Genomic DNA, 20,426 nt, shown 5'->3' on the forward strand with positions numbered 1-20,426 from the left:
AATATTAACAAAAATATATAATTATTCTTAATAAGTTAACAAATTGTTAAGGATATCAATGAGTTTTGAAAAAATAATTGATAAAATAAAAGACATATTATCAATAGAATTAAACAAAGAAAAAATCCTTAATAAAGATGTAGCAAAAGCTCTAAATCTCACTCCCGAAAATCTATCAATGTTAAAAAAAAGAAATAAGATTCCCTATGAAGAAATTGCCTACTTTTGTGCAACAAGAAAAATATCAATAAACTGGTTACTATTCGACCAAAATAGTGAAGAAATTGTAAAAAATACTGATAAATTTTCTGTTATAAAATATTTTAAAAATATAAATGCAAGTGCAGGTGGAGGTGCTATAAATTTTGATGAAAATTATGAAATACTTTATATAGACAAAAAGCTAATTGATAAAAATCTTGATGCCATTCATGTAATTGGTGATTCAATGGAACCAACCATTAAAGATGGAAGCATTATTTTCATAAACCGCAATGATAAAAATATTGCAAACGGTGGAATTTTTGTAATTTCTACAAGCAGCGGAACTTTCGTAAAAAGAGTAAACCTAAAAAGTAACGGTGAAATTGAACTAATCTCAGATAATAAAATTTATCCAGTTGAAACTGTTTTAGCAAATGATATAGAAATAGTAGGAAAAGTTATAAAAATTTTTAGTTAAGTTTTAAATTGATCTCCTATTAAATTCTCTATAAACTCGTCAAGTTCATTTTTATCACTTATTCTAGCAGTTAAAACTCTTCCTGTATAATTTTCATCTTTTATTTCCCAAAACATATAAAATTCAGGAAGCTTTTGTTTTAATTCTCTATAAGCAACACCATATTTTGAATCTTTTAGAGGATTTTGTTCTAGAAAGTAATGATTTTCATCTAGATTAATTTTATATAAAAAAGATCCAGTTTTTGTTTTTACAAGTTCAATTAAGACACTCCACTCTTTTAATGTTTTCATCTATATATCCTTTTGCGGCTTTTTGAATTATTGGTATAAATTCTTGCTTTTTATACACCTTTCCTCCCATTCTTCCAAGATGTTCACTAGGGACTTGACAGTCTATATATTCAATACCATTTTCTTTTAAAACATTACAAAAATAAATAAGTGCCAATTTACTAGCGTCTGGTTTTATATGAAACATGCTCTCACCACTAAAATATTTATTTATAGCTACTCCATAAAAACCTCCTACAAGCTCACCTTCATAATAACTCTCAACAGACATAGCGTACCCAAGTCTATGAAGTTCAGTATAAGCTTCAATAAAACCTTCATTTATCCATGTTCCACTTTCAAACTTTCTTTTTACTTTACTACACATTCTAATTACATCATCAAACCGGGTATTTATTTTAAATTCCCATTTAGAACTTCTTAATTTTTGTCTCAGCCTTTTTGTAGTTTTAACTTCATCTGTTTTTAAAAGCATTCTTTCATTTAAAACAAACCAATGATAAAGTCCATCTTCATCTTGATACCACGGAAAAAAACCATTTGAATACCCTTCAAGAAGACGTTTAGGGTGCAAGTCATAACTTGCACCTACAAAACCATCTTCAAAAGGTTCATATGGTGAAGGAAACTCATAATTATCAAGTAGATATAAAGGAGGTATTTCACTTACTTTTATCATTTTCTCTCTTTAGTATAAATTTATCTCTAACATAATCTATTTTTACTTTTCCACCGCTTTTTAAATCTCCAAAAAGTATTTCTTCACTTAATGGTTCTACGATATTTTCCTCAATGACTCTTGCAAGTGGCCTTGCACCTAAAGTTACTGAATAACCTTTTTTAGCAAGAGCTTCTTTTGCTCTTTTTGTAAGCTTTATTTTTACTTTTTTATTTGCTAACTTATCTTGTAATTCATTTATAAATTTATCAACTACAAGTAATATCGAGTCTTTACTTAAAGGCTTAAACCTAACAATAGCATCGAGTCTATTTAAAAATTCAGGAGCAAAAAATCTATGAATTGCCTCTTCTTTAAATTCAGAAAACTCTTGCATAAATCCAGGCGCATTTCCTTCACCAACTCCAAGATTACTTGTCATAATTAAAATCACATTTCTAAAATCTGCTTTTCTTCCATCATTATCTGTTAAAGTAGCATTATCCATAACTTGAAGCAAAATCTGAACAATATCAGGATGTGCTTTTTCTATCTCATCTAAAAGTAATACAGTATGAGGATTTTTTCTTATAGCTTCAGTTAAAAGTCCTCCTTTTTCATATCCAACATAACCAGGAGGTGAGCCTATAAGTTTTGCAACTGAATGCTTTTCTTGATACTCACTCATATCAAATCTCAAAAAGTTTACACCTAAAAGTAAGGCTAGTTGTTTTGCAATTTCCGTCTTACCAACACCTGTTGGCCCTACAAAAAGAAAACTTCCAATAGGTTTATCTTCTCGAGTAAGTCCTGCTTTTTTTCTTTTTATTACTTTAACTAATTCTTTTATTGCCTCATCTTGACCAAATACTTTAGATTTTAAGTTAGTTTCAAGATTTTTTAGTTTTTCAATCTCATTTTGAGTTGCACTCTCTTTTGGAATATTTGCTATGCTTGCTACAATGCTTTCAATATCACTTTTTGTTATTAACTTTTTACCTCTTAGTTTATATTTTGCCCCTGCTTCATCAATCAAATCAATAGCACTATCAGGTAAAAATTTTTCTCTTAAATATTTCTTAGCCAAGATTGCTGCTGATTTTATTGCTTCTCTTGAATATCTTACATTATGAAACTCTTCATACCGAGATTTCAAACCTTCAAGAATTTTTATAGTATCTTCAATACTTGGTTCTTTTATATCTATCTTTTGGAATCTTCTATTAAGTGCTCTATCTTTTTCAAAATGATTTTTATACTCTTCATATGTAGTAGCTCCAATACATCTAATCTCACCTCTTGCAAGAGCTGGTTTTAATAAGTTTGCTACATCCATTTTACTATCACCTGCAGCTCCAGCTCCAACTATCATATGAATTTCATCAATAAATAAAATAGGTTCATTTTCTTTTTTAAGTTCTTCTAAAATTGCTTTCATTCTTTTTTCAAATTCACCTCTATATTTAGTACCAGCTACCAAACTTCCCATGTCTAGCGAATATATTTTTTTACCTTTAAGAATTTCTGGTACTTCTTTTAGCGCTATTTTTTTAGCAAGACCTTCAACTACTGCCGTTTTTCCAACACCAGGTTCTCCTACTAAAATAGGGTTATTTTTCTTTCTTCTTGCTAAAATTTGCATAACTCTATCAATTTCTTTCTCTCTTCCTATAACATCATCAAAATATTTTGCAATAGAAGTAAGCTCTATTGTAAATTCATTTAATATACTTTCTTTTTTATTTATTTTTTTTGTCTCTTCTAAATCTTTAATTTCTGTTACATATTCAACAATTTCTACTTTTTCAATTCCAAACTCTCTTAAAAGCTGAGTTGCATAACTTGTCTCATCTTCAAGAAGTGCTACAAAAAAGTCAATTTCATCAGCATAAGGCTTATTTATCCCTGAAATATGTTTAAACATTCTTTCAGTTGCTCTATGAAAATTTAGAGTTTCTGTCGGAGTTGTCTCAACCGGTACTTTTTCAATATAAGTATCAAGATAATAATCAAGTCCTCTTCTAATATAATCAATATCAACACCTACATCTTCCAAAATAGCACGAATATTTTTATCTTTTAATAAAACATAAAACGCATGATCAACTGTAATATACTCATTTTTCCTGCGTTTTGCCTCCATTACAATTTCATTTAGTATTTTTCTTAAAGTTTCAGTAATTTGCATCTATTCCTCCTCTATTCTAGCTCTAAGTGGATAACCAGCATTTCGTGCTAAAGTATGAACTTTATTTACTTTCATTTCTGCTATCTCATATGGATAGACTCCAACAACTGCTTTGCCTTCTCTATCCACTTTGAGCGTTAAATTAATAGCTTCTTCTTCAGTTTTACCAAAAACAGTTTTTAATATTTCTATAACAAAATCAAAAGTTGTATAATCATCATTAAGTAAAATAACTTTATAAAGCTTTGGCAATAAAATGTCTATTTCATTCTGAAATTCAATTCTCGTTGCCATCAGCTTCTCCTATCATTTTCCACATTTCTTCTTCCTTTAAAATAATAACTCCAAGTTTTTTAGCTTTTTCATATTTACTTCCCGGGTCTTCTCCAACAATTACAAAATCTGTTTTTTTAGAAACACTATTTGTAACTTTTGCACCAAGGTTTTCTAGTATTTTTTTTATTTCACTTCTAGGTTTACTCATAGTTCCGGTTAAAACAACCGTTTTTCCAGTAAACGGGCTTTGAATTTCTTTTTTTTCAGGGTTTTTTGGCTGAATTAATTCTATTAACTTTTTTAGTTTTTCTTTATTTACTCTAACATATTCAGCAATTGATTTAACCATTTCAGGTCCAAAACCTTCAATTTTATAAAACTCTTCTGGATCATATTTGTAAAAATCAATTCCAAAAGTATCACATATTTTTTTACTAGCAACTTCACCAATATGCTCAATTCCTAAAGCATTGACGAATCTAAAGCACTCAATCCCTTTTACTTTTTTTATAGCATTTACTAAATTTTCAGCTTTTTTTCTTGCAAAAAGAGGCAAAGTTTCTAAATCTTCTACTTTTAAATTAAATAAATCAGTGATATCTTTTACTAGCCCATTTTCATAAAGTGTTCTAGCAACACTCTCCCCAAGTCCTTCTATATCAAGAGAGTTTCGACTTGCCGCATAAACTATTGTATTTACTACCCTTGCAGGGCATGAAAGATTTTGACATTTTATAATTGCTCCTTCATCTAATACTTCAGCTCCACATACAGGACAGTTTTTAGGTCTAGAAATTTTCTTTTCATTACCTTTTCTTTTATGATATAAAACTTTAGTAATCTTTGGAATCACATCACCACTTCTAATAATTATTACTTTATCTCCGATTCTTATATCTAATCTTTCAATTTCATCAAAATTATGCAAAGTCGCTCTCTCTACCACTACCCCGCCAATTTCAACAGGTTCTAACACTGCAACAGGTGTTAAAACTCCAGTCCTTCCAACTTGTACTATAATATCTTTTAAAGTTGTCTCTTTTTCAATAGCAGGAAACTTATATGCTACCATCCATCTTGGATACTTTGTTGTATACCCTAATTCTTCAAGTAATTCAAGTTCATTTACTTTTACTACCATACCATCAAGCATTACCGGTAAATTATCTCTAATTTCTATAAATTCATTATATTTTTTAAGCACACAGTCAACTGTTTTACACTCTTCTCTTTTTGGTGGTTCTTTAAACCCAAGAGAATATACAAAATCCATCAAGTTTTTATACGTTTTGAATTTTTTTATAAACTCTAGCTTATCTTTTTCATACTGAGTAGTGTATTCATTATTATTTAATACTTCTATAGGATACCCTACTCCCCAAGGATAAAATAGTAAAGGTCTACTTGCTGTAATTTTTGGATCAAACTGTCTAAGACTTCCTGCTGCTGCATTTCTTGGATTTGCAAACGTAGGCTCACCTTTTTTGACTCTCTCTTCATTTAATTTATCAAAATCTTCTTTTTTAATTACTACCTCACCTCTTATTTCTATTAAACCTTTATATTCAATCTCAAGCGGTATAGTTTTTATAGTTCTTGCATTTAATGTTACATCTTCTCCTATTTCTCCATCACCTCTAGTCCCTGCTTTTATTAACTTCCCATCTTTATATATAAGATTTAAACTAGCTCCATCAAATTTAGGCTCAATATAAAAACTAAAATTATTCTTATTAAGTTTTATAACTCTATTCACCCACTCTTTAAAATCACTCTCATCAAACACATCTTCCATTGACCACATACGTGTTAAATGTTTTAATTTTTTAAACCCTTCAAGTACTACATCTCCAACCCTCCTAGTTGGAGAAGATGGGTCAATCTTATCAGGATTTTGTGTTTCATATTCTTCAACTTCTTTATATAATTTATCATACTCTTCATCCGTTACAAGTGGATTATCAAGCACATAATAATAATATGCCCATTTTTTTAAAAGTTCAACTGCTTTTTTATACTCTTCGTGATTTTTTATCATCAACACTCCATTTTTTTACTTATTGTAGCATAACTTGCAGCTGCAGTAGTAACTTAGATTATAACAAAACATTATGAAAAATTCAATTGCATATATATCATTTAATATTGACTAAATAAGTCTCAAAAAAATAACAAAGCACAAAAAACTCTTTTAATATTAAAATAAAAGAAACAATTCAAAATTCTATTAATCTTTTGAGACTATAGATTAAACCTATTAATACTTATAAAGTAGCTAAAATTTCTTTCATTAATTGCTTATCTACCCCTTTAAATAAAGAGTTATTTTACAATACTTTGATCCTTAATCTCTAATAAGGTAATTTTTTCTCAATTTTTCTTTTTCATTAAAAAATAAAAGGTTATCATTATCACCATTGTAAAACCCATAATACTAAAGAACTTTTGAACCCCAAAAATATCTACAAAAGGATGAAAAACAATAGGTGATTCAAACTGACCGAAATATAAACTACTTGTAAGGTATCCTGAAGCTTTTACTTGTTTTGTATAGTGAGCATTATGTAATACCAATTCTCATATATTCATAGCCTTTATAATATATTTATAAGAAACCACAGATTTGATTTGCTCACTTGTATATGAAAGTAAAATTTCTTCAACTTTTTTTCTAATTCTTCTATTGTTTTAAATATTATATTTTTTAAAAATTTCTTTATATCTTCAAATCTTCTCTCTTGTGGATTTAACTCTGGCGAATATGGAGGAAGATATTCAATTTTTATATTTTTTGGAATATCAAGTTTTTTAGATTTATGAAAATTCGCATTATCCATTATTAAAACTATATTATCATTTCTAAATTTTTCACTTAAGTTTTTTAAATATTCATTAAAACAAATACTATCTAAATGTGACATATACATTGAAAAATCTTCTTCACTTTTTATATCTGTTGCTTGATATAAATAAAAATATTCATATTTCTGTTGATATGATATTATTGGCTTTATTCCTTTTGCTGTCCATTTCCTTCCTACATCTGTTATCAACCCAAATCTACTCTCATCATAAAATATTATTCTTGCATTTGGATTATTCTCTACTATTTCTTTAATTCTTCTCTCTTTAAACTCTTTTACTTTATTCTCATCTTTATTAATATTCGAAGGTCTGCCCTTTTTTTTTAATACCTAATTTCTTGCACCAATAACTTATTGTTTTTATTGATAATTCTTTGTTATATTCCTTCTTTATCCATTCTTGCATTGATTTTAGACTATCAAACCCTTCTTTTGCTTTTTCTTTGAATTTCTCAAACTCTTCTTTATTTAATCTTGGTATTCTCCCTTTATAATTAAGTTTTAAATTCTCTATTCCTCCTCTTCTGTATAATCCCCAATATTTCTTTACTGATTGTATGCTTATATCCAACTTCTCACTTACATCTTTTAATTGAATATTTGGGGTTTTCTTTAATAGATAAATAACTTTTATTCTTTTGTAAATTCTCTCATCTTTCTCTTTTCTTAACAACTCCTCCAACTCTTCTACACTCTCTTTTATTAATTCTTTATATTTTACTACTCTCATAAAGTTATTATATATAAGTTCTTAGGTATTTTGGAATTGGTATAATTGTAGAATATGGAGGGAATCACCGATTTGAAAATTTAAAAGATTACTTATATATGATTGAAAACTTTAAAAAATAACATCTAATATATAACTTTAATCTTTTCACTAACAATATGGTAAACTTATGCAAAAACAAAAAAAGGATAATAATGGATATTATAACTTTATTTAAAAAACTATTATCTTTTCCTTCAATCACACCAAACGATGCAGGAGCAATAAAGTTTATAAAAGAATATCTTAATGATTTTGAAGTAATTGAAAATGAAAAAGAAGGAGTTAAAAATTTATTTATTTTTAAAAAATTTGGTGAAGGTGAACATCTATGTTTTGGTGGACATATAGATGTAGTACCACCAGGAAATGGTTGGCAAACTAACCCTTTCAATCCTACTGAAAAAGATGGATTTATATATGCAAGAGGTACTCAAGATATGAAAAGTGGCCTTGCAGCATTTCTATGGGCTATGAAAAACGCAAAAAACTTTAATGGAACACTATCTGCTCTTATTACAAGTGATGAAGAAGGTGATGCAATTTGGGGTACAAGATATATGCTAGAAATTTTAAAAGACAAAAATCTTTTACCTGACTTTGCGATAGTAGCTGAGCCAACTTGTGAAGAAGTTTTTGGTGATGCCATTAAAATTGGTAGAAGAGGATCAATTAATGGCTATCTAACACTAAAAGGGCTTCAAGGACATGCAGCATACCCTGAAAAATCGATAAACCCGATTCATCAAATAGCAAAAATATTACCTAATATTGCAGGTATTAATTTAGATAATGGAGATGAATATTTTGCTCCTAGCAAACTTGTAATCACTGATATAAGAGCTGGTATGAAAGTTACAAATGTAACTCCAGGTGAACTTCAAATGATGTTTAATGTGAGAAACAATACTCAAACAAACATTGAAAAAATTAAAAAATATATTGAAGAGAACTTTAAAAACTTAAAGTATTCACTTGAGTTAAAACAAAGTGCTGAACCTTTTATAACAGACCCTAACACAAAAGTAGTAAAAGCATTAGATAAAGCAATAAAAAAAATAACAGGTATTACTCCAAAACACTCAACTGCAGGTGGTACAAGTGATGCAAGGTTTTTTGCAAAATATGACATAAAAGTAGTGGAATTTGGTGTAAAAAACGACACAATTCATGCTCCAAATGAGAGAACCTCAAAAGATGAGGTAGATAAACTGTCTAAAATATTTAAAAATATAATAGAAGAGTGGGAATGAAAGTATACGAATTAAAAAGAGGAGATAAAATTTTATACAATGATGATGTATTAGAGTTTTGTGAAATAAGAGGAGATAAAGCAATTTTTTATAATGAACTAGGAATGGAAATAGAATTTCCTGATTTTTTATACATAGATGAAATTGGAGAATTAATAAAAAGTTCAAACAAAGAAGAGGACTATTCTACTCCTTCTTTGTTTTAATTACTTAAAGCTTACCTTTACAATTTCTCCAAGTTTTAATCCGCTCCCAATTAATTCTACTTTATAACTTGTTATATACTTACTATCAGGTACAACCCAAACTTTATACACTCTAAAATTACTTGGTTTATTATTTATATAAATTTTTTTATTTTTAATATTTTCAATTTCATCAATTGGAACATAAATTACTAATTTTTGTTTTTTAATATCATCTACTTCAACTATTGGTGTACCAGGTGCAATATAATCTCCCTTATTTACCAAAATTTTATTTATATACCCATTAACAATAATATTTTTTTTATTAATTGTATCTTTTAATTTCTCAATAGAACTCAAAGTATTATTTAGCTGAGTCTTTAAGTTTATTAACTGATTTTTCGCACTTATATAATCATAAAACTTAATATTCTTTTCATCAAGAGATTTTGTTTTTAGTTCTTCATACCTTTTATATGTATCATATTTTCTTTTTACTATTAATTCTTGATTTTTTATCTCTTCTTTTAAGAACTTTGCTTGAGTTTTTAAATTTTTTAGTTCAATTTGTTCTTGTTTATCATCAATTTTTACTATAATTCCTTTATACTCTTTTGCTTCTACTTCTTTTTTAATAGCTGTTACACTTCCTGCCACGCTAGATTTAATCAAAAACACATCAAAAGGTTCTACTCTTGCATTAAAAGCAAATAAAACTATCGCGCCTAACAAAATAAAAAACTTTTTCATCTAAACTCCTTGGGATATTTTTTCAAACATTTCACTGTTTCCTTCTATAAAAGCTCTAACTATATGGTTTTTAGAGTTTTTAAAGCCTTCCACATCTGCATATTCTATTATTTCACCGTTATATAAAAAAGCAATATAATCTGCACTTTTAAAAGTTTCTTTCAAATCATGTGAAATTACAACACTTGTAATATTATGATTTTTATTCAAGTCCATAATCATTCTTGTAACTCTATCACTTATAACTGGATCTAAACCACTTGTTGGTTCATCATAAAGGATATATTTAGGTTTTAGTATTATTGCCCTGGCTGTTGCCGCTCTTTTTCTCATACCACCACTAAGTTCATGAGGATAAAGAAAAGCAACCCTTTTAGCTTCTAAACCTACCATCTCAAGAGTATCAAAAACTCTTTTTTTTATTTCTTTTTCTTTCATTTTTGTATGTTCTCTTAAAGGAAAAGCTACATTTTCATAAATAGTCATACTATCAAAAAGTGCTCCTGCTTGAAAAGTAAACCCAACTTTTTTTCTAATTTCGTATAAAGTTTTCAAATCAACCTTTGCTACATTTATATCATCTACCCAAATATCACCGGCTGTAGGCTTAAGAAGCCCTACTATATGTTTAACAACTGTTGATTTTCCTTGTCCAGAGAGTGCCAAAATATAAGTAATCTTTCCATCTTCAATATCTAAGTTTACATCTTTTAAGACTTCTTTTGTTCCAAATACTTTTTTTAAATGTCTAATTCTAATCATAAAATAGCCTTAAAGTTTTCTTAAATTTTATCAAAAATGTGGTATAATATATATAGAACATTTAAGGGGGTTTCAAATGAAAATCAATACTTTAACTAATTATATCAATAATAACTTAAATAAAGTTAATGAAAATATAGAAAAAATAGCAAATCCAGCAAAAGTTAACGAAACTGTAAATAATTTTGTCCAAGATGTATTTAATTCTGAAATAGATACATCTATGCAGGAGATAAATAATTTCAATGAAGCAATTGGTTTTATGCAAATAGCAGACGGGGCATTAAACTCAATCAGTGATAATTTAAATAATATTAAAACTCTTCAAGTAGCAGCAAATAATGCTACATTAAATAGCGATAATTTATCAGCAATCAATACTGAAATACAAAAATATGTCCAAAATATTAATGATATTTTGAATCAAACTACTTATAATGAAAAAAGTGTTTTTGGAGAATTTAATTTTAACGGAATAAGTGTCAATACATCTATGCCAAGTTTCTCAGTGGATAATATTGATGATTTTGAAAAAGCTCTAAATAATGCAAGAAGCAATATTGGTGCATTCCAAAATGAAGCCACATCAAAAGTAGACAATTTAGCAAATTATGTCGTAAATTTATCAAACTCAAAATCTCAAAATGAAGTTAATATTGCAAAAAGTGTTATGGATTTAAAAAACAATGAAATAAAACTAAACGCAACTATACTTGCACAAGCTCATCAATTCAATATATCACAACAAAATTTAATGAATTTACTTAGCTAAAAAGCTCAAATGAGCTTTTTATTTTTTATCAACTATATATGCAAACATTGGAATATAAATAAGTGTCAAAATAGTTCCTACTAAAAGTCCTCCTATTGCAACATCTGCAATTGGTGATAATCTTTCAAGTCCTATAGCTTGTTCGAGTGCTATTGGAATCATTCCCGCAATTGTGCTAAAAGCAGTCATCATAACTGGTCTAAACCTTGTTTTTACGCTCATTATAGCTGATTCAAAAGGTAAATTCCCAACTTTTCTAAACTCATTATAAAAATCTATCAATAATACCGAGTTTTTAATAATTATTCCAAATAACAATAAAATACCGACCATACTTGGCATACATAGAGGTTTTCCAGCAATAATTAAACTCCAAAGTGCACCTATTAACGATAAAGGCAATACAATTATCATAATTATAGATAGCTTTAAAGACCTGTAAACTACCATTAATGTAAGTATTAGCAATATTATCCCAACTGCAATGGCACTAAAAAGTCTACTAAAGGCATTATTCATCTCTTTTATATCACCCATTTGATAGTAGTTGTTTATATTGTGAGATTTTAAAATTTCATTACTATCATCAGTAATTTTACTTATAGGTCTTGTATTTCTATAACCTTCTAAGTCAATTGCATATTTTAGATTGTATCTGTCAATTTTTGAATATGTAAATTGAGTATCAATTTTTGCAATATCTCCTAATGTAATTTCTCCTTTTTTTGTAATAATAGGAATTGTTTTTAGAATTTGAATATTTTTTTCAATATTTTTATCAAATCTAACCCTTATTAAATCCGACTTCATTGATGTATAAGCATATATAACAATTCCTTGGTCTTTCAATGCAATTTGTGAAATAATATCAAGAGGAGTTACTCCATAATAAAGGGCTTTATTAGTATCTATTTTTATTACTACCTCTTGAAAATCTTTATCCCAGCTCTGTTTAATGGTAGTAAGACCCTTTACTTCATATAAGGCTTTTTTAGCTTGCTTAGCTAAATTAGGAAGTTCGTCTAAATTATCACTTCTAAATTGAACATCAAGAGGTGCTTTAATAGTAGATAAAGCAGTTGCACCATAATCAAATACTGCTATGTCTTTAACACCTTTTAATGAAGCGATTTTGTCTCTTAGGTCTTGTTCTAATTGCCAGATGGTTTTGTTACGATGAAATCTATCAGTTGCAATAATTGTCATACTTACACTATTTCCTCCTCCATTAGCTCCAAGTGATAATACTCCTTTTTCTGTACCAATTGAAATAGAAGTTTTTAATACCCAAGGCTCACTATTTAGCCATTGTAATAGTGGTTTTATTCTATTTTTTGTCTCATCTACATTTAAATTTGCAGAAAATTCAAAATTTGCTTTCATTATACCAGTATCCATTGGAGGCATTAAGTCTCTACCAGCTGTAGGTGCTACATTTTTTACAGTAATCACTAACAACATTATAGCCCCTGCTATAAGCAATATTCTTCTTATAAAGTGTTTGCGTGAAAATAAAAGTATTTGAATATAACTTGGAATTAGTCTTGCAAATGTATTTTGATAAAGTTTTTCAAAAAACCTCTCTATTTTTAATTTTTCTGTACCATTTTTGTATAGATATACTGCAAGTTTTGGAATAAAAGTAATTGAAACAAACCATGAAATTAAAAGTGATACAATTAAAGTCTCTACTAAAGGTTTAAAAATCTTCTCAGGATATCCTCCAACAAACATTAAAGGAAAAATTACCACTATTGTAGAAAATGTCCCTGCAAATACTGGCTTTAAAACCTCTTTAGTCCCATTATATATAGCATTTTCATCTCCCTCTTGCATATGTCTTTCGATATTCTCCAATACCACAACTGCATCATCTGTAAGCATCCCAAGAGCTAAGATTATAGCGGTAAATATTACAATATTCAGTTCATTTCCTGTAATATACAAATATGCAATAGTCCCAAAAAAGACCATAGGAATTGAAATAGCAGCAGCTAGAAGCGACCTTAAATTTGCTAAAAATAAGAGCAGCACCAATAATGTATAAAATATTGCATCCCTTAAAGCTTCTAACATATTGTCATTTGAAGTTTCTATAAGATTTCGCTGAGTATCTGATATTTCAATCTTAATATTTGGATACTCTTTTTGAATTTCTTTCATAATCTCTCTTGCCACGTCACTTGTTACAAGGACACTTCCTGAAATTGGTCTTTGAACACTTATAGCTATAGCCTCAGCATTGTTACCTACATAAGCAGAATTATTTGTCTGGTATGTCCACTTTATATCTGCAATATCTGCAAGTTTTATATTTGGTGCTATAAATATATTTTTTAATTTTTCGATATTGTCTTTTTGTCCATAATAGCTTAGTGTAAAAAAGTTTGAATCGTTTTTCATAAATCCAATAGGAGTGTCTTTTATAATAGTTCTAATAGAGTTTATCACTTTATTTAATGTAAGGTTATATTTTTTTAATACAAACGGGTCTATTTTTATCATAACTGCACTCTCATATCCGCCAAACACCTCAACATTTCCAATATTTGGATTTGATAAAAGTTTTGGTTTTATAATAGATGAAGCTATTTTTCTAATTTCAGGCAAAGTTATATTACCATTTGGAATAAGAGCAAAAACATCAATAGGTGCTGTAAAATCTCCTACTAAATAGATTGAGCTTATTACATTAGCAGGTAAGTTTGATTTTATTCTATTTATAGCATTAGTTACATCAACTGCCGCTTCTTGAAGAGTTTTTTTATAATCAAACACAACTCTAACTATTGAAAAGTTTGCTACATTTGTAGATTTTATTTCATATACATTGCTTAATGTTGCAAGTTCTTCTTCAATTGGTTTTGAAACAGTAGAAGCAGCTACTTTTGCACTAGCCCCTGGAATTGTAGTAAAAATTAAAACTTCTGGTCTGTTTGCCTCAGGAAAAAGATTTTGTGGCATTTTAATTAGTCCCAGCACTCCAAAAATAAACATACCAGCAATTATTGAAAAAAGCAAATGAGAGCGTCTGTAAAAAAACTCAAACATCAGAGTTCCTTACATTCACAGGATACCCAGCTTTTATTTTAAGCAAAATATCAGGTGCTGCTTTTATTAAAGGAGAGGTTATTTTCTCTTTACATACAACACCCTCTTTCCCACTTGATATCACAGTTATTTGTTTTATATTTACTTTATTGTCTTTTACTTCAAAAATATAATCTTTTCCATTAATTCTAAAAATCGCATCAAAAGGAATTAAAACAGCTTTTCCTCTAAACATTACTACATCTACATTTACCTTCTCTCCACTTACAAGATTTGGGTCATTCACATCTATTTTATATGTTTTAAGCCCATTTAAAGTAGAGTTTAGAGCCTTAGCTTCATAAAAACTTCCTTTGTATAATACTCCTGTTATTGATTCATTAGTGTTTAAAAACAAATAATTTTTTTCTCTCACACTAATCTTTAAAGCTGGCTTTCCTGGAAAAATAGTTTCATTAATATTCAAAAATTTATTGCTGACAATTCCATTAATCGGTGATTTAATATCAGTGTAAGACAAATCATTTAAAATTGATTGTTTGAGTGAATAAAGAGCATTAAGTTTATTTTCTTCGCCTTTTATTTTAGCTTCTAATGTAGCAATTTTGCTTTTTTCACTCTCAAACTGTTCAATTGAAGCCATTTTTACTTCAAGAAGTTTTTTAGTTCTTATATGAGTTGTTTTTAGAGTATCTAATGCAATCTTGTCAGCACTTATTAAACTCTTTAGTGAATTTATATTCGAATCTACCTCACTTAGTTTCGCTTTTAAAGCACTATTATCTACTCTTAAAACTACTTCACCCTTTTTTACTTTTTCACCAAGAGGTTTTATATAAAGAATCTTCCCTGCAAATTTTGAAGTAATTATTACATTCTCATCACTTTTAACTTGTGCTATATAAGGCAGTGTTAAAGTTACATTACCTTCTTTTAAATACACAACATCAACATTTAAAGGATATATTTTTGCTGTTTTTTCTTTTGAATCTTCTAGATTTTTTTTCTTTATAATCATAACACCACCAACTACTAAAGCTACAACAATTAAAGCACTGATAAACTTTTTCATTTGAATATCCTTTTATAGTTACTTCCATAAATAAAAGCCAAATTAGCTATCATTGAATTTTTTTGGGCGATAAATTCTGAAAGTTTTGCTTTTACATCAGCTAACTCATCTTCATAACCTAAATACTCATCTACATTCATCTCATTTAACTCAAATGCAACTTTTGCTTTTTTTAATAAATCTTCTTTTAGTTTTAATGATTTTTTAGCAAGTTTTATTGCATTTTCCAGATTTTTTATATTGTTTAGCAGTTCTTTTTCATTAGCTTCTAAATCTTTTAAAGTTTTTTGAAAAAGCAGTCTATTTTTCATATACTCAAGTTTTGATTTTTGTATTTCAGAGCTGTTTTTTCTATCAAAAACGCTCCATTCCATATAAATTCCTATACTTGCAAAATTAAGTGCTAAATCTTTATCATTGTCATAAGCTTTTGCAAAAGCTCTGTAGCCATTTGACATTAAAGAAAACTTTGGCAAAAATTTATCCTCACTTGACTTTATAAGATACTTAGAAGCAATTATCTTTTCTTTAATAGGTTTTAGAGACAAAAATTCTTTTTTTTGTGGCATAAAAGCTTTAAAGTTTATCTTTTTATAAACTTGAAGTTTTGTTAGTTGATAAATTTTTGATTTTGATTTATTTATTGCATTTTCGATTGATTTAATCTTTAGTTCAATGCTTAAAAGAGCATCTTTTAGTCTAATAAGCTTAAACTCAGGTATCCTTCCAACTTCAACACCTACTTTTATAGCGTTTATTGTTTTAATAATAGAGCTTTTTTTCTGAAGAAGTGCTTCTTTTAAATCCAAAAGATAATTGTAGTTACTAATCTCTACTATTAAAAGCGCTTCTCTTTTTAAGATATTTATTTGAGACTGATATTTCGAAGCTCTTAATAAATATTCCATCCTTTTTTTATTATCATAAATAGACTTTATAAAAAGTGGCATTGAAATACTAAAACCTATTTTTTCAATGTTTTGAGAAAAAGGATAGCCTCCACCTTGCGTTGCTATTTCATTAACCTCAGTTGGAGGCAGTGGCCTTAGACTAGTAGGAGTTGAAAAATGCTCAATACTGGAAAAAATACTCACTTTAGGATAAAGAGAACTTACCACACTATTTTTACTAACTTTCATCTCTTTTATCATTAGCTCATCAATTTTGCTATCAGGTGTATTCTTTATAGCATCAAGATACTTATCTATTCCTGCAAAACTAAAAACAGCAATAACAAAGATTGCTAATACTTTCATAAACGTTCCTTTACATACTTTAATATTATGGATATAAGTTCACTTTTCAAATCAAAATTTGGGTCTAATTTTTCATTCTCAACAATTCTTGATACTTTTTCTCTTATACTTAAAGTATTAATATAAGTAATAGTAGATGAAATGATAAGTGTTTGAATGAAAAAAGGATTAATATTAGTGTCTTTTAATATTTCTGATAAAATTTTTAAAAGCTTTACAATGTCAATAATAGCTTCTTCTTTTAAATTTCTCATTCCACTACTAAGCTCCATTGAAAATATTTTTGCAAATTCAACATCACTTAAAAAAACTGATACTTTTTCAATGTAACTTCTTAAGTCAACCTCTAACTCTCCTGTCAGTTCTAAATTAAACTTATCAAAAACTATTTTAAATATTTCATTATAAAGGTCTTTTTTGCTTTTAAAATAGTAATAAATTGCTGGTTTACTAACTCCTACTTTTTTAGCTATCACATCAAGAGAAGTGTTTGCATATCCATTTTTTGAAAACTCTTTTTTTGCAATTTTTAAAATTTTATCTTTTGTATTCAAGTCTTCTCCTTACTTACTAGTAAGTAAGTATACAATTAATAAAAAAAATTGTCAAATAATACCAATCCTAAAAAAAAGTTTACATTTTTATTATTTTTCTTACGCCTCTTATCCCTAAACTCGGGACAAGTGATAAGGGATAAGTGATAAGAATGTAAGAATTAATTGTAGATATGGTATAAATAGGACATTTTATTTCAATGCTTTTTATCATTTTCCATTTTCCATTGTCCATTTTCCACTGGTATTAGTTTTCTACCTCATCCCAATGAAGCTCAATTCCTTTGCTAGTAGTTACAAATCCTAAAATTCTAATTTTACCTTCATGTACCATTTTGTGATGTTTTTTACATAATGGAATAAGATTATATTTATGATGAACAGGAATATTTTTAATAAATCCTTCTTTTGCTTTTTCTTTTTCCTCTATATGATGAACATCTTCAACCGGTTTTGAGCATATCGCACAAGTTGTAATAAATAGCTTTTTATTATACCTTGAGCGTTTTTTCTTTATAAGAAGTTCAATCTCACTATATTCCTCGCTTAATTTTTTTCTAATATTTTCAGCGAGTTTCAAAAATTCTTCATCCATATAAATAGATTTTGCAAACTCAATACCATAAACACTGCTACCATTTCCATCTTGAAGTTTTCTATCATAAATTAACTTTTCACCATCAAAATATACCCCAAGATGCTTTGCCACAACATTCTTAAGTTCTTTAATTTCCTCTAAATCCATAAGTTGATGAAGATGTGTTGCAAAAAGAAAATTTGTTTTCTCTTTTGCTAGTTTAACCACAGCACTAGCTACAATACTAAGAGCTGATAAAGTTTCAGTCCCGTGTGCTATTTCATCTCCTAAAACCAACGAATTTTCAGTTGCACGATTAAAAATATTTTTAAGCTCAAGCATTTCCACTGCAAAAGTAGAGAGACCTTTTGCTAAATTATCTTTTGCCTCAATTCTTGTAAAAATGGCCTTATATGGTTTATATTCCATATGAGCCGGTACAAAAAATCCACCTTGTGCTAAAAAAACAGCAATACCTACACTTTTCATAAGAGAACTTTTCCCAGAACTATTAATTCCATACAAAAGCATTCCATCATATTCATTAAAATCCACATCATTTGGAACATAAATTCCATTTTCCTGATTTGCTTCAATTAGTGGATGACGAAGGTCAGTAAATTTTGGCTTAATATCACTTATTATAGGCTTAAAATAGTTTCTCTCTTTTGCTACCTTAGCACTGCTTATAGCTACATCGATTTTTGCAATTTCACTTGCAAACTCATCTAAAAAATCAAACTTTTTCTCTATTTCTTCAAGTTTTGATAGAAATATTTTTGATGTTAGATTAATAATTTTTGATTCAAGTATTATTATCTTTTCACTTAAAACATCAATAATACCACCTGTAATTTTTACACTATTTGTAAGATACTTTATTTTAAAATCTTTAAAAAATATATTTTTTTCATCAACTTCTAAAAATGTATCAAAAAACTTGTCTTTTATTAAATTAAATCTATTTTTAGTAAGCGAAAAATAATGTCCCTCTTTATCTAATATACCTAAATCTACTTTTATATCACCAAGAGACTCTATTTTTTCTTTTATTTTTAAAAGCTCATTAACATAATACTCTTTATCTTCAATAAGCTCGTCAAGCTCTTTATCTACGCCTTTTTTAAAAAAAGATTCTTTTATATCTTCGAGTTTAACATTGAGTTTATCTGTATCAAAATTTTCTTCAATATACTCTATAAAATTATCAAGTTTAGTAGTTTTTTTACGAAGTTTTAGATATATTTCACTTCCGGCTTTTAATGAACTTAATAAAAAGTTTATTTCAAAAGGATGAAGACGCTTTATTTTTATTTTTCTATTAAGTTTTTCAACATCATAAATATTTTTTAGATACTCTTCAAACTCTTTAAATCTATTTAACATAAATTCAACTGCTTTATATCTTTTCTTTAATTCATTCTCATCATGAATAGGATTAAATAGTCTTTCTTTTATAAGACGTCTTCCCATAGGGGTTTTTGTTTTATCTATAAGTTTAAGTACTTTGTGAATTTCTAGCTGTTTTATAGGGTTATTTCCTAAATATACAAATTTATCATCTTCTATTAAAGATGGTTCTTTTATTTTATTAATAAGTTCTTTATTATGAGCAATAATAAATTCTAACAAAATACCCATAGCTTCAGTAATTAGAGGATATTTTTCAAGATTCATAACTTCAATTGGAGTTAAAAGACTTTGAATATTATAAACTCTTCTAAATAACTCATTTTGATAATCTATTTTCATTCTCGTTTTATTGATTATTATGTTTTTATTTTCAAGCTCTAAATAATTTACAATCTCATCACATTCAACATTTTTTAAAGTTAAAATAATTTCATTTGATTTATATGTTTGAAGAAGTCTAAACAGTTCATCAAGTGCAAAAGTTGGGTCATCTTTTGTAGAATAATTCTCATAAATATAACTTTTCCCGGTATTTAAATCTACATTTGCAAACCCTACATGAAAAGCTGAGTATTTTTCTATAATTATTGAGGTTAAGTAGTTTTCTGTATCTTTTGAATATTCAATATTTACACCAGGAGATATTATTTCAGATAGATATCTTTTTACATTTGGAGGAGTGCCTTTTTGTTTTATGAGAATAATTGTATATTTGTTTTCATCAATTAGCCTCTCAAGATACCTATCAAGAGCGTGATTTGGAAAACCTGCCATAAGAGGATTTTTTATATCAATCTCGGGAATAGATTTGTTTTTTTTTGTAAGTTGAATATTTAGTACATTTGAAATTTCTCTAGCTTTACCTACTCCATCTGCCTCATACGTTTCAAAAAAAGTTCCAACTTCCATTAAAACAACCGCATTTGGAAAAACTGAATCATAATATTTTTGAAGCTCAAAATAGATTTCTGTTAGAAGTTTTTTTGAATTAAGCAGTCTATTTATATCCATTTTTGCCTTTTTTTATTTATAATTATATCAAAAAGGA

At 27.8% G+C, this 20,426-nt stretch carries 18 protein-coding genes; 4 read left to right on the forward strand and 14 right to left on the reverse strand.

The annotated features are described in order from the left end of the window. The first annotated feature begins 58 nt into the window (after positions 1–58). Positions 59–682, forward strand: coding sequence for a S24 family peptidase (locus ACYQ1U_RS02850; protein ID WP_459884090.1), 624 nt, complete (start codon positions 59–61; stop codon positions 680–682). Here the strand turns inward: ACYQ1U_RS02850 and ACYQ1U_RS02855 are convergent. The 7 genes from ACYQ1U_RS02855 to ACYQ1U_RS02885 form a co-directional block, all read right to left on the reverse strand. After that, entirely contained in the window at positions 679–975 is a 297-nt protein-coding gene (locus ACYQ1U_RS02855; RefSeq protein ID WP_459884093.1) for a DUF7132 family protein, read from the reverse strand. The genes ACYQ1U_RS02850 and ACYQ1U_RS02855 overlap by 4 nt on opposite strands. Then, on the reverse strand, positions 941–1,654 hold the full coding sequence (gene aat, locus ACYQ1U_RS02860; RefSeq protein ID WP_459884096.1) for a leucyl/phenylalanyl-tRNA--protein transferase: 714 nt from the start codon (positions 1,652–1,654) through the stop codon (positions 941–943). Before aat ends, ACYQ1U_RS02855 begins: the two co-directional genes overlap by 35 nt. After that, positions 1,638–3,821 (reverse strand): AAA family ATPase, encoded by a 2,184-nt coding sequence (locus ACYQ1U_RS02865; RefSeq protein WP_459884099.1) that lies wholly within the window; start codon positions 3,819–3,821, stop codon positions 1,638–1,640. The genes aat and ACYQ1U_RS02865 overlap by 17 nt, the downstream gene beginning before the upstream one ends. Beyond that, positions 3,822–4,115, reverse strand: coding sequence for an ATP-dependent Clp protease adaptor ClpS (locus ACYQ1U_RS02870; RefSeq protein WP_459884102.1), 294 nt, complete (start codon positions 4,113–4,115; stop codon positions 3,822–3,824). Next, a complete protein-coding gene (gene ligA / locus ACYQ1U_RS02875; RefSeq protein WP_459884105.1) occupies positions 4,099–6,135 on the reverse strand; it encodes an NAD-dependent DNA ligase LigA in 2,037 nt (678 codons plus the stop codon). The genes ACYQ1U_RS02870 and ligA overlap by 17 nt, the downstream gene beginning before the upstream one ends. Positions 6,136–6,691: 556 nt before the next feature. After that, positions 6,692–7,261 (reverse strand): IS630 family transposase, encoded by a 570-nt coding sequence (locus ACYQ1U_RS02880; RefSeq protein ID WP_459886377.1) that lies wholly within the window; start codon positions 7,259–7,261, stop codon positions 6,692–6,694. Next, positions 7,257–7,691, reverse strand: coding sequence for a helix-turn-helix domain-containing protein (locus ACYQ1U_RS02885; RefSeq protein ID WP_459884108.1), 435 nt, complete (start codon positions 7,689–7,691; stop codon positions 7,257–7,259). Before ACYQ1U_RS02885 ends, ACYQ1U_RS02880 begins: the two co-directional genes overlap by 5 nt. Positions 7,692–7,885: 194 nt before the next feature. On the opposite strand from ACYQ1U_RS02885, the gene dapE reads away from it, so the two are divergent. Next, positions 7,886–8,983 (forward strand): succinyl-diaminopimelate desuccinylase, encoded by a 1,098-nt coding sequence (dapE, locus tag ACYQ1U_RS02890; protein ID WP_459884111.1) that lies wholly within the window; start codon positions 7,886–7,888, stop codon positions 8,981–8,983. Beyond that, positions 8,980–9,189: a succinyl-diaminopimelate desuccinylase gene (locus ACYQ1U_RS02895; protein ID WP_459884115.1), complete on the forward strand. Its 210-nt coding sequence runs from the start codon at positions 8,980–8,982 to the stop codon at positions 9,187–9,189. The genes dapE and ACYQ1U_RS02895 overlap by 4 nt, the downstream gene beginning before the upstream one ends. On the opposite strand, the gene ACYQ1U_RS02900 is transcribed toward ACYQ1U_RS02895, so the two are convergent. Beyond that, positions 9,190–9,921 carry an efflux RND transporter periplasmic adaptor subunit gene (locus ACYQ1U_RS02900; protein WP_459884118.1) on the reverse strand — a complete coding sequence of 244 codons (732 nt, stop codon included), beginning with the start codon at positions 9,919–9,921 and terminating at the stop codon, positions 9,190–9,192. It lies immediately after the preceding gene. Continuing rightward, a complete protein-coding gene (locus ACYQ1U_RS02905; RefSeq protein WP_459884120.1) occupies positions 9,922–10,683 on the reverse strand; it encodes an ABC transporter ATP-binding protein in 762 nt (253 codons plus the stop codon). It abuts the gene before it with no gap. Positions 10,684–10,759: 76 nt separating this feature from the next. Between ACYQ1U_RS02905 and ACYQ1U_RS02910 the strand changes: the two genes are divergently transcribed. Further along, on the forward strand, positions 10,760–11,455 hold the full coding sequence (locus ACYQ1U_RS02910; RefSeq protein ID WP_459884123.1) for a flagellin: 696 nt from the start codon (positions 10,760–10,762) through the stop codon (positions 11,453–11,455). A gap of 18 nt (positions 11,456–11,473) precedes the next feature. Here ACYQ1U_RS02910 and ACYQ1U_RS02915 read toward each other — a convergent pair whose 3' ends face one another. From ACYQ1U_RS02915 to ACYQ1U_RS02935, 5 genes are all read right to left on the reverse strand, one after another. After that, positions 11,474–14,506 carry an efflux RND transporter permease subunit gene (locus tag ACYQ1U_RS02915; protein WP_459884126.1) on the reverse strand — a complete coding sequence of 1,011 codons (3,033 nt, stop codon included), beginning with the start codon at positions 14,504–14,506 and terminating at the stop codon, positions 11,474–11,476. Continuing rightward, positions 14,499–15,578 carry an efflux RND transporter periplasmic adaptor subunit gene (locus ACYQ1U_RS02920; protein ID WP_459884129.1) on the reverse strand — a complete coding sequence of 360 codons (1,080 nt, stop codon included), beginning with the start codon at positions 15,576–15,578 and terminating at the stop codon, positions 14,499–14,501. The genes ACYQ1U_RS02915 and ACYQ1U_RS02920 overlap by 8 nt, the downstream gene beginning before the upstream one ends. After that, positions 15,575–16,834, reverse strand: a complete 1,260-nt coding sequence (locus ACYQ1U_RS02925) for a TolC family protein (protein ID WP_459884132.1) — start codon at positions 16,832–16,834, stop codon at positions 15,575–15,577. The genes ACYQ1U_RS02920 and ACYQ1U_RS02925 overlap by 4 nt, the downstream gene beginning before the upstream one ends. Further along, positions 16,831–17,388: a TetR/AcrR family transcriptional regulator gene (locus tag ACYQ1U_RS02930; protein WP_459884134.1), complete on the reverse strand. Its 558-nt coding sequence runs from the start codon at positions 17,386–17,388 to the stop codon at positions 16,831–16,833. Before ACYQ1U_RS02930 ends, ACYQ1U_RS02925 begins: the two co-directional genes overlap by 4 nt. Positions 17,389–17,635: 247 nt before the next feature. Continuing rightward, positions 17,636–20,389, reverse strand: coding sequence for a MutS-related protein (locus ACYQ1U_RS02935; RefSeq protein ID WP_459884136.1), 2,754 nt, complete (start codon positions 20,387–20,389; stop codon positions 17,636–17,638). Positions 20,390–20,426 lie beyond the last annotated feature (37 nt).

It is taken from the genome of Caminibacter profundus (assembly GCF_054657155.1).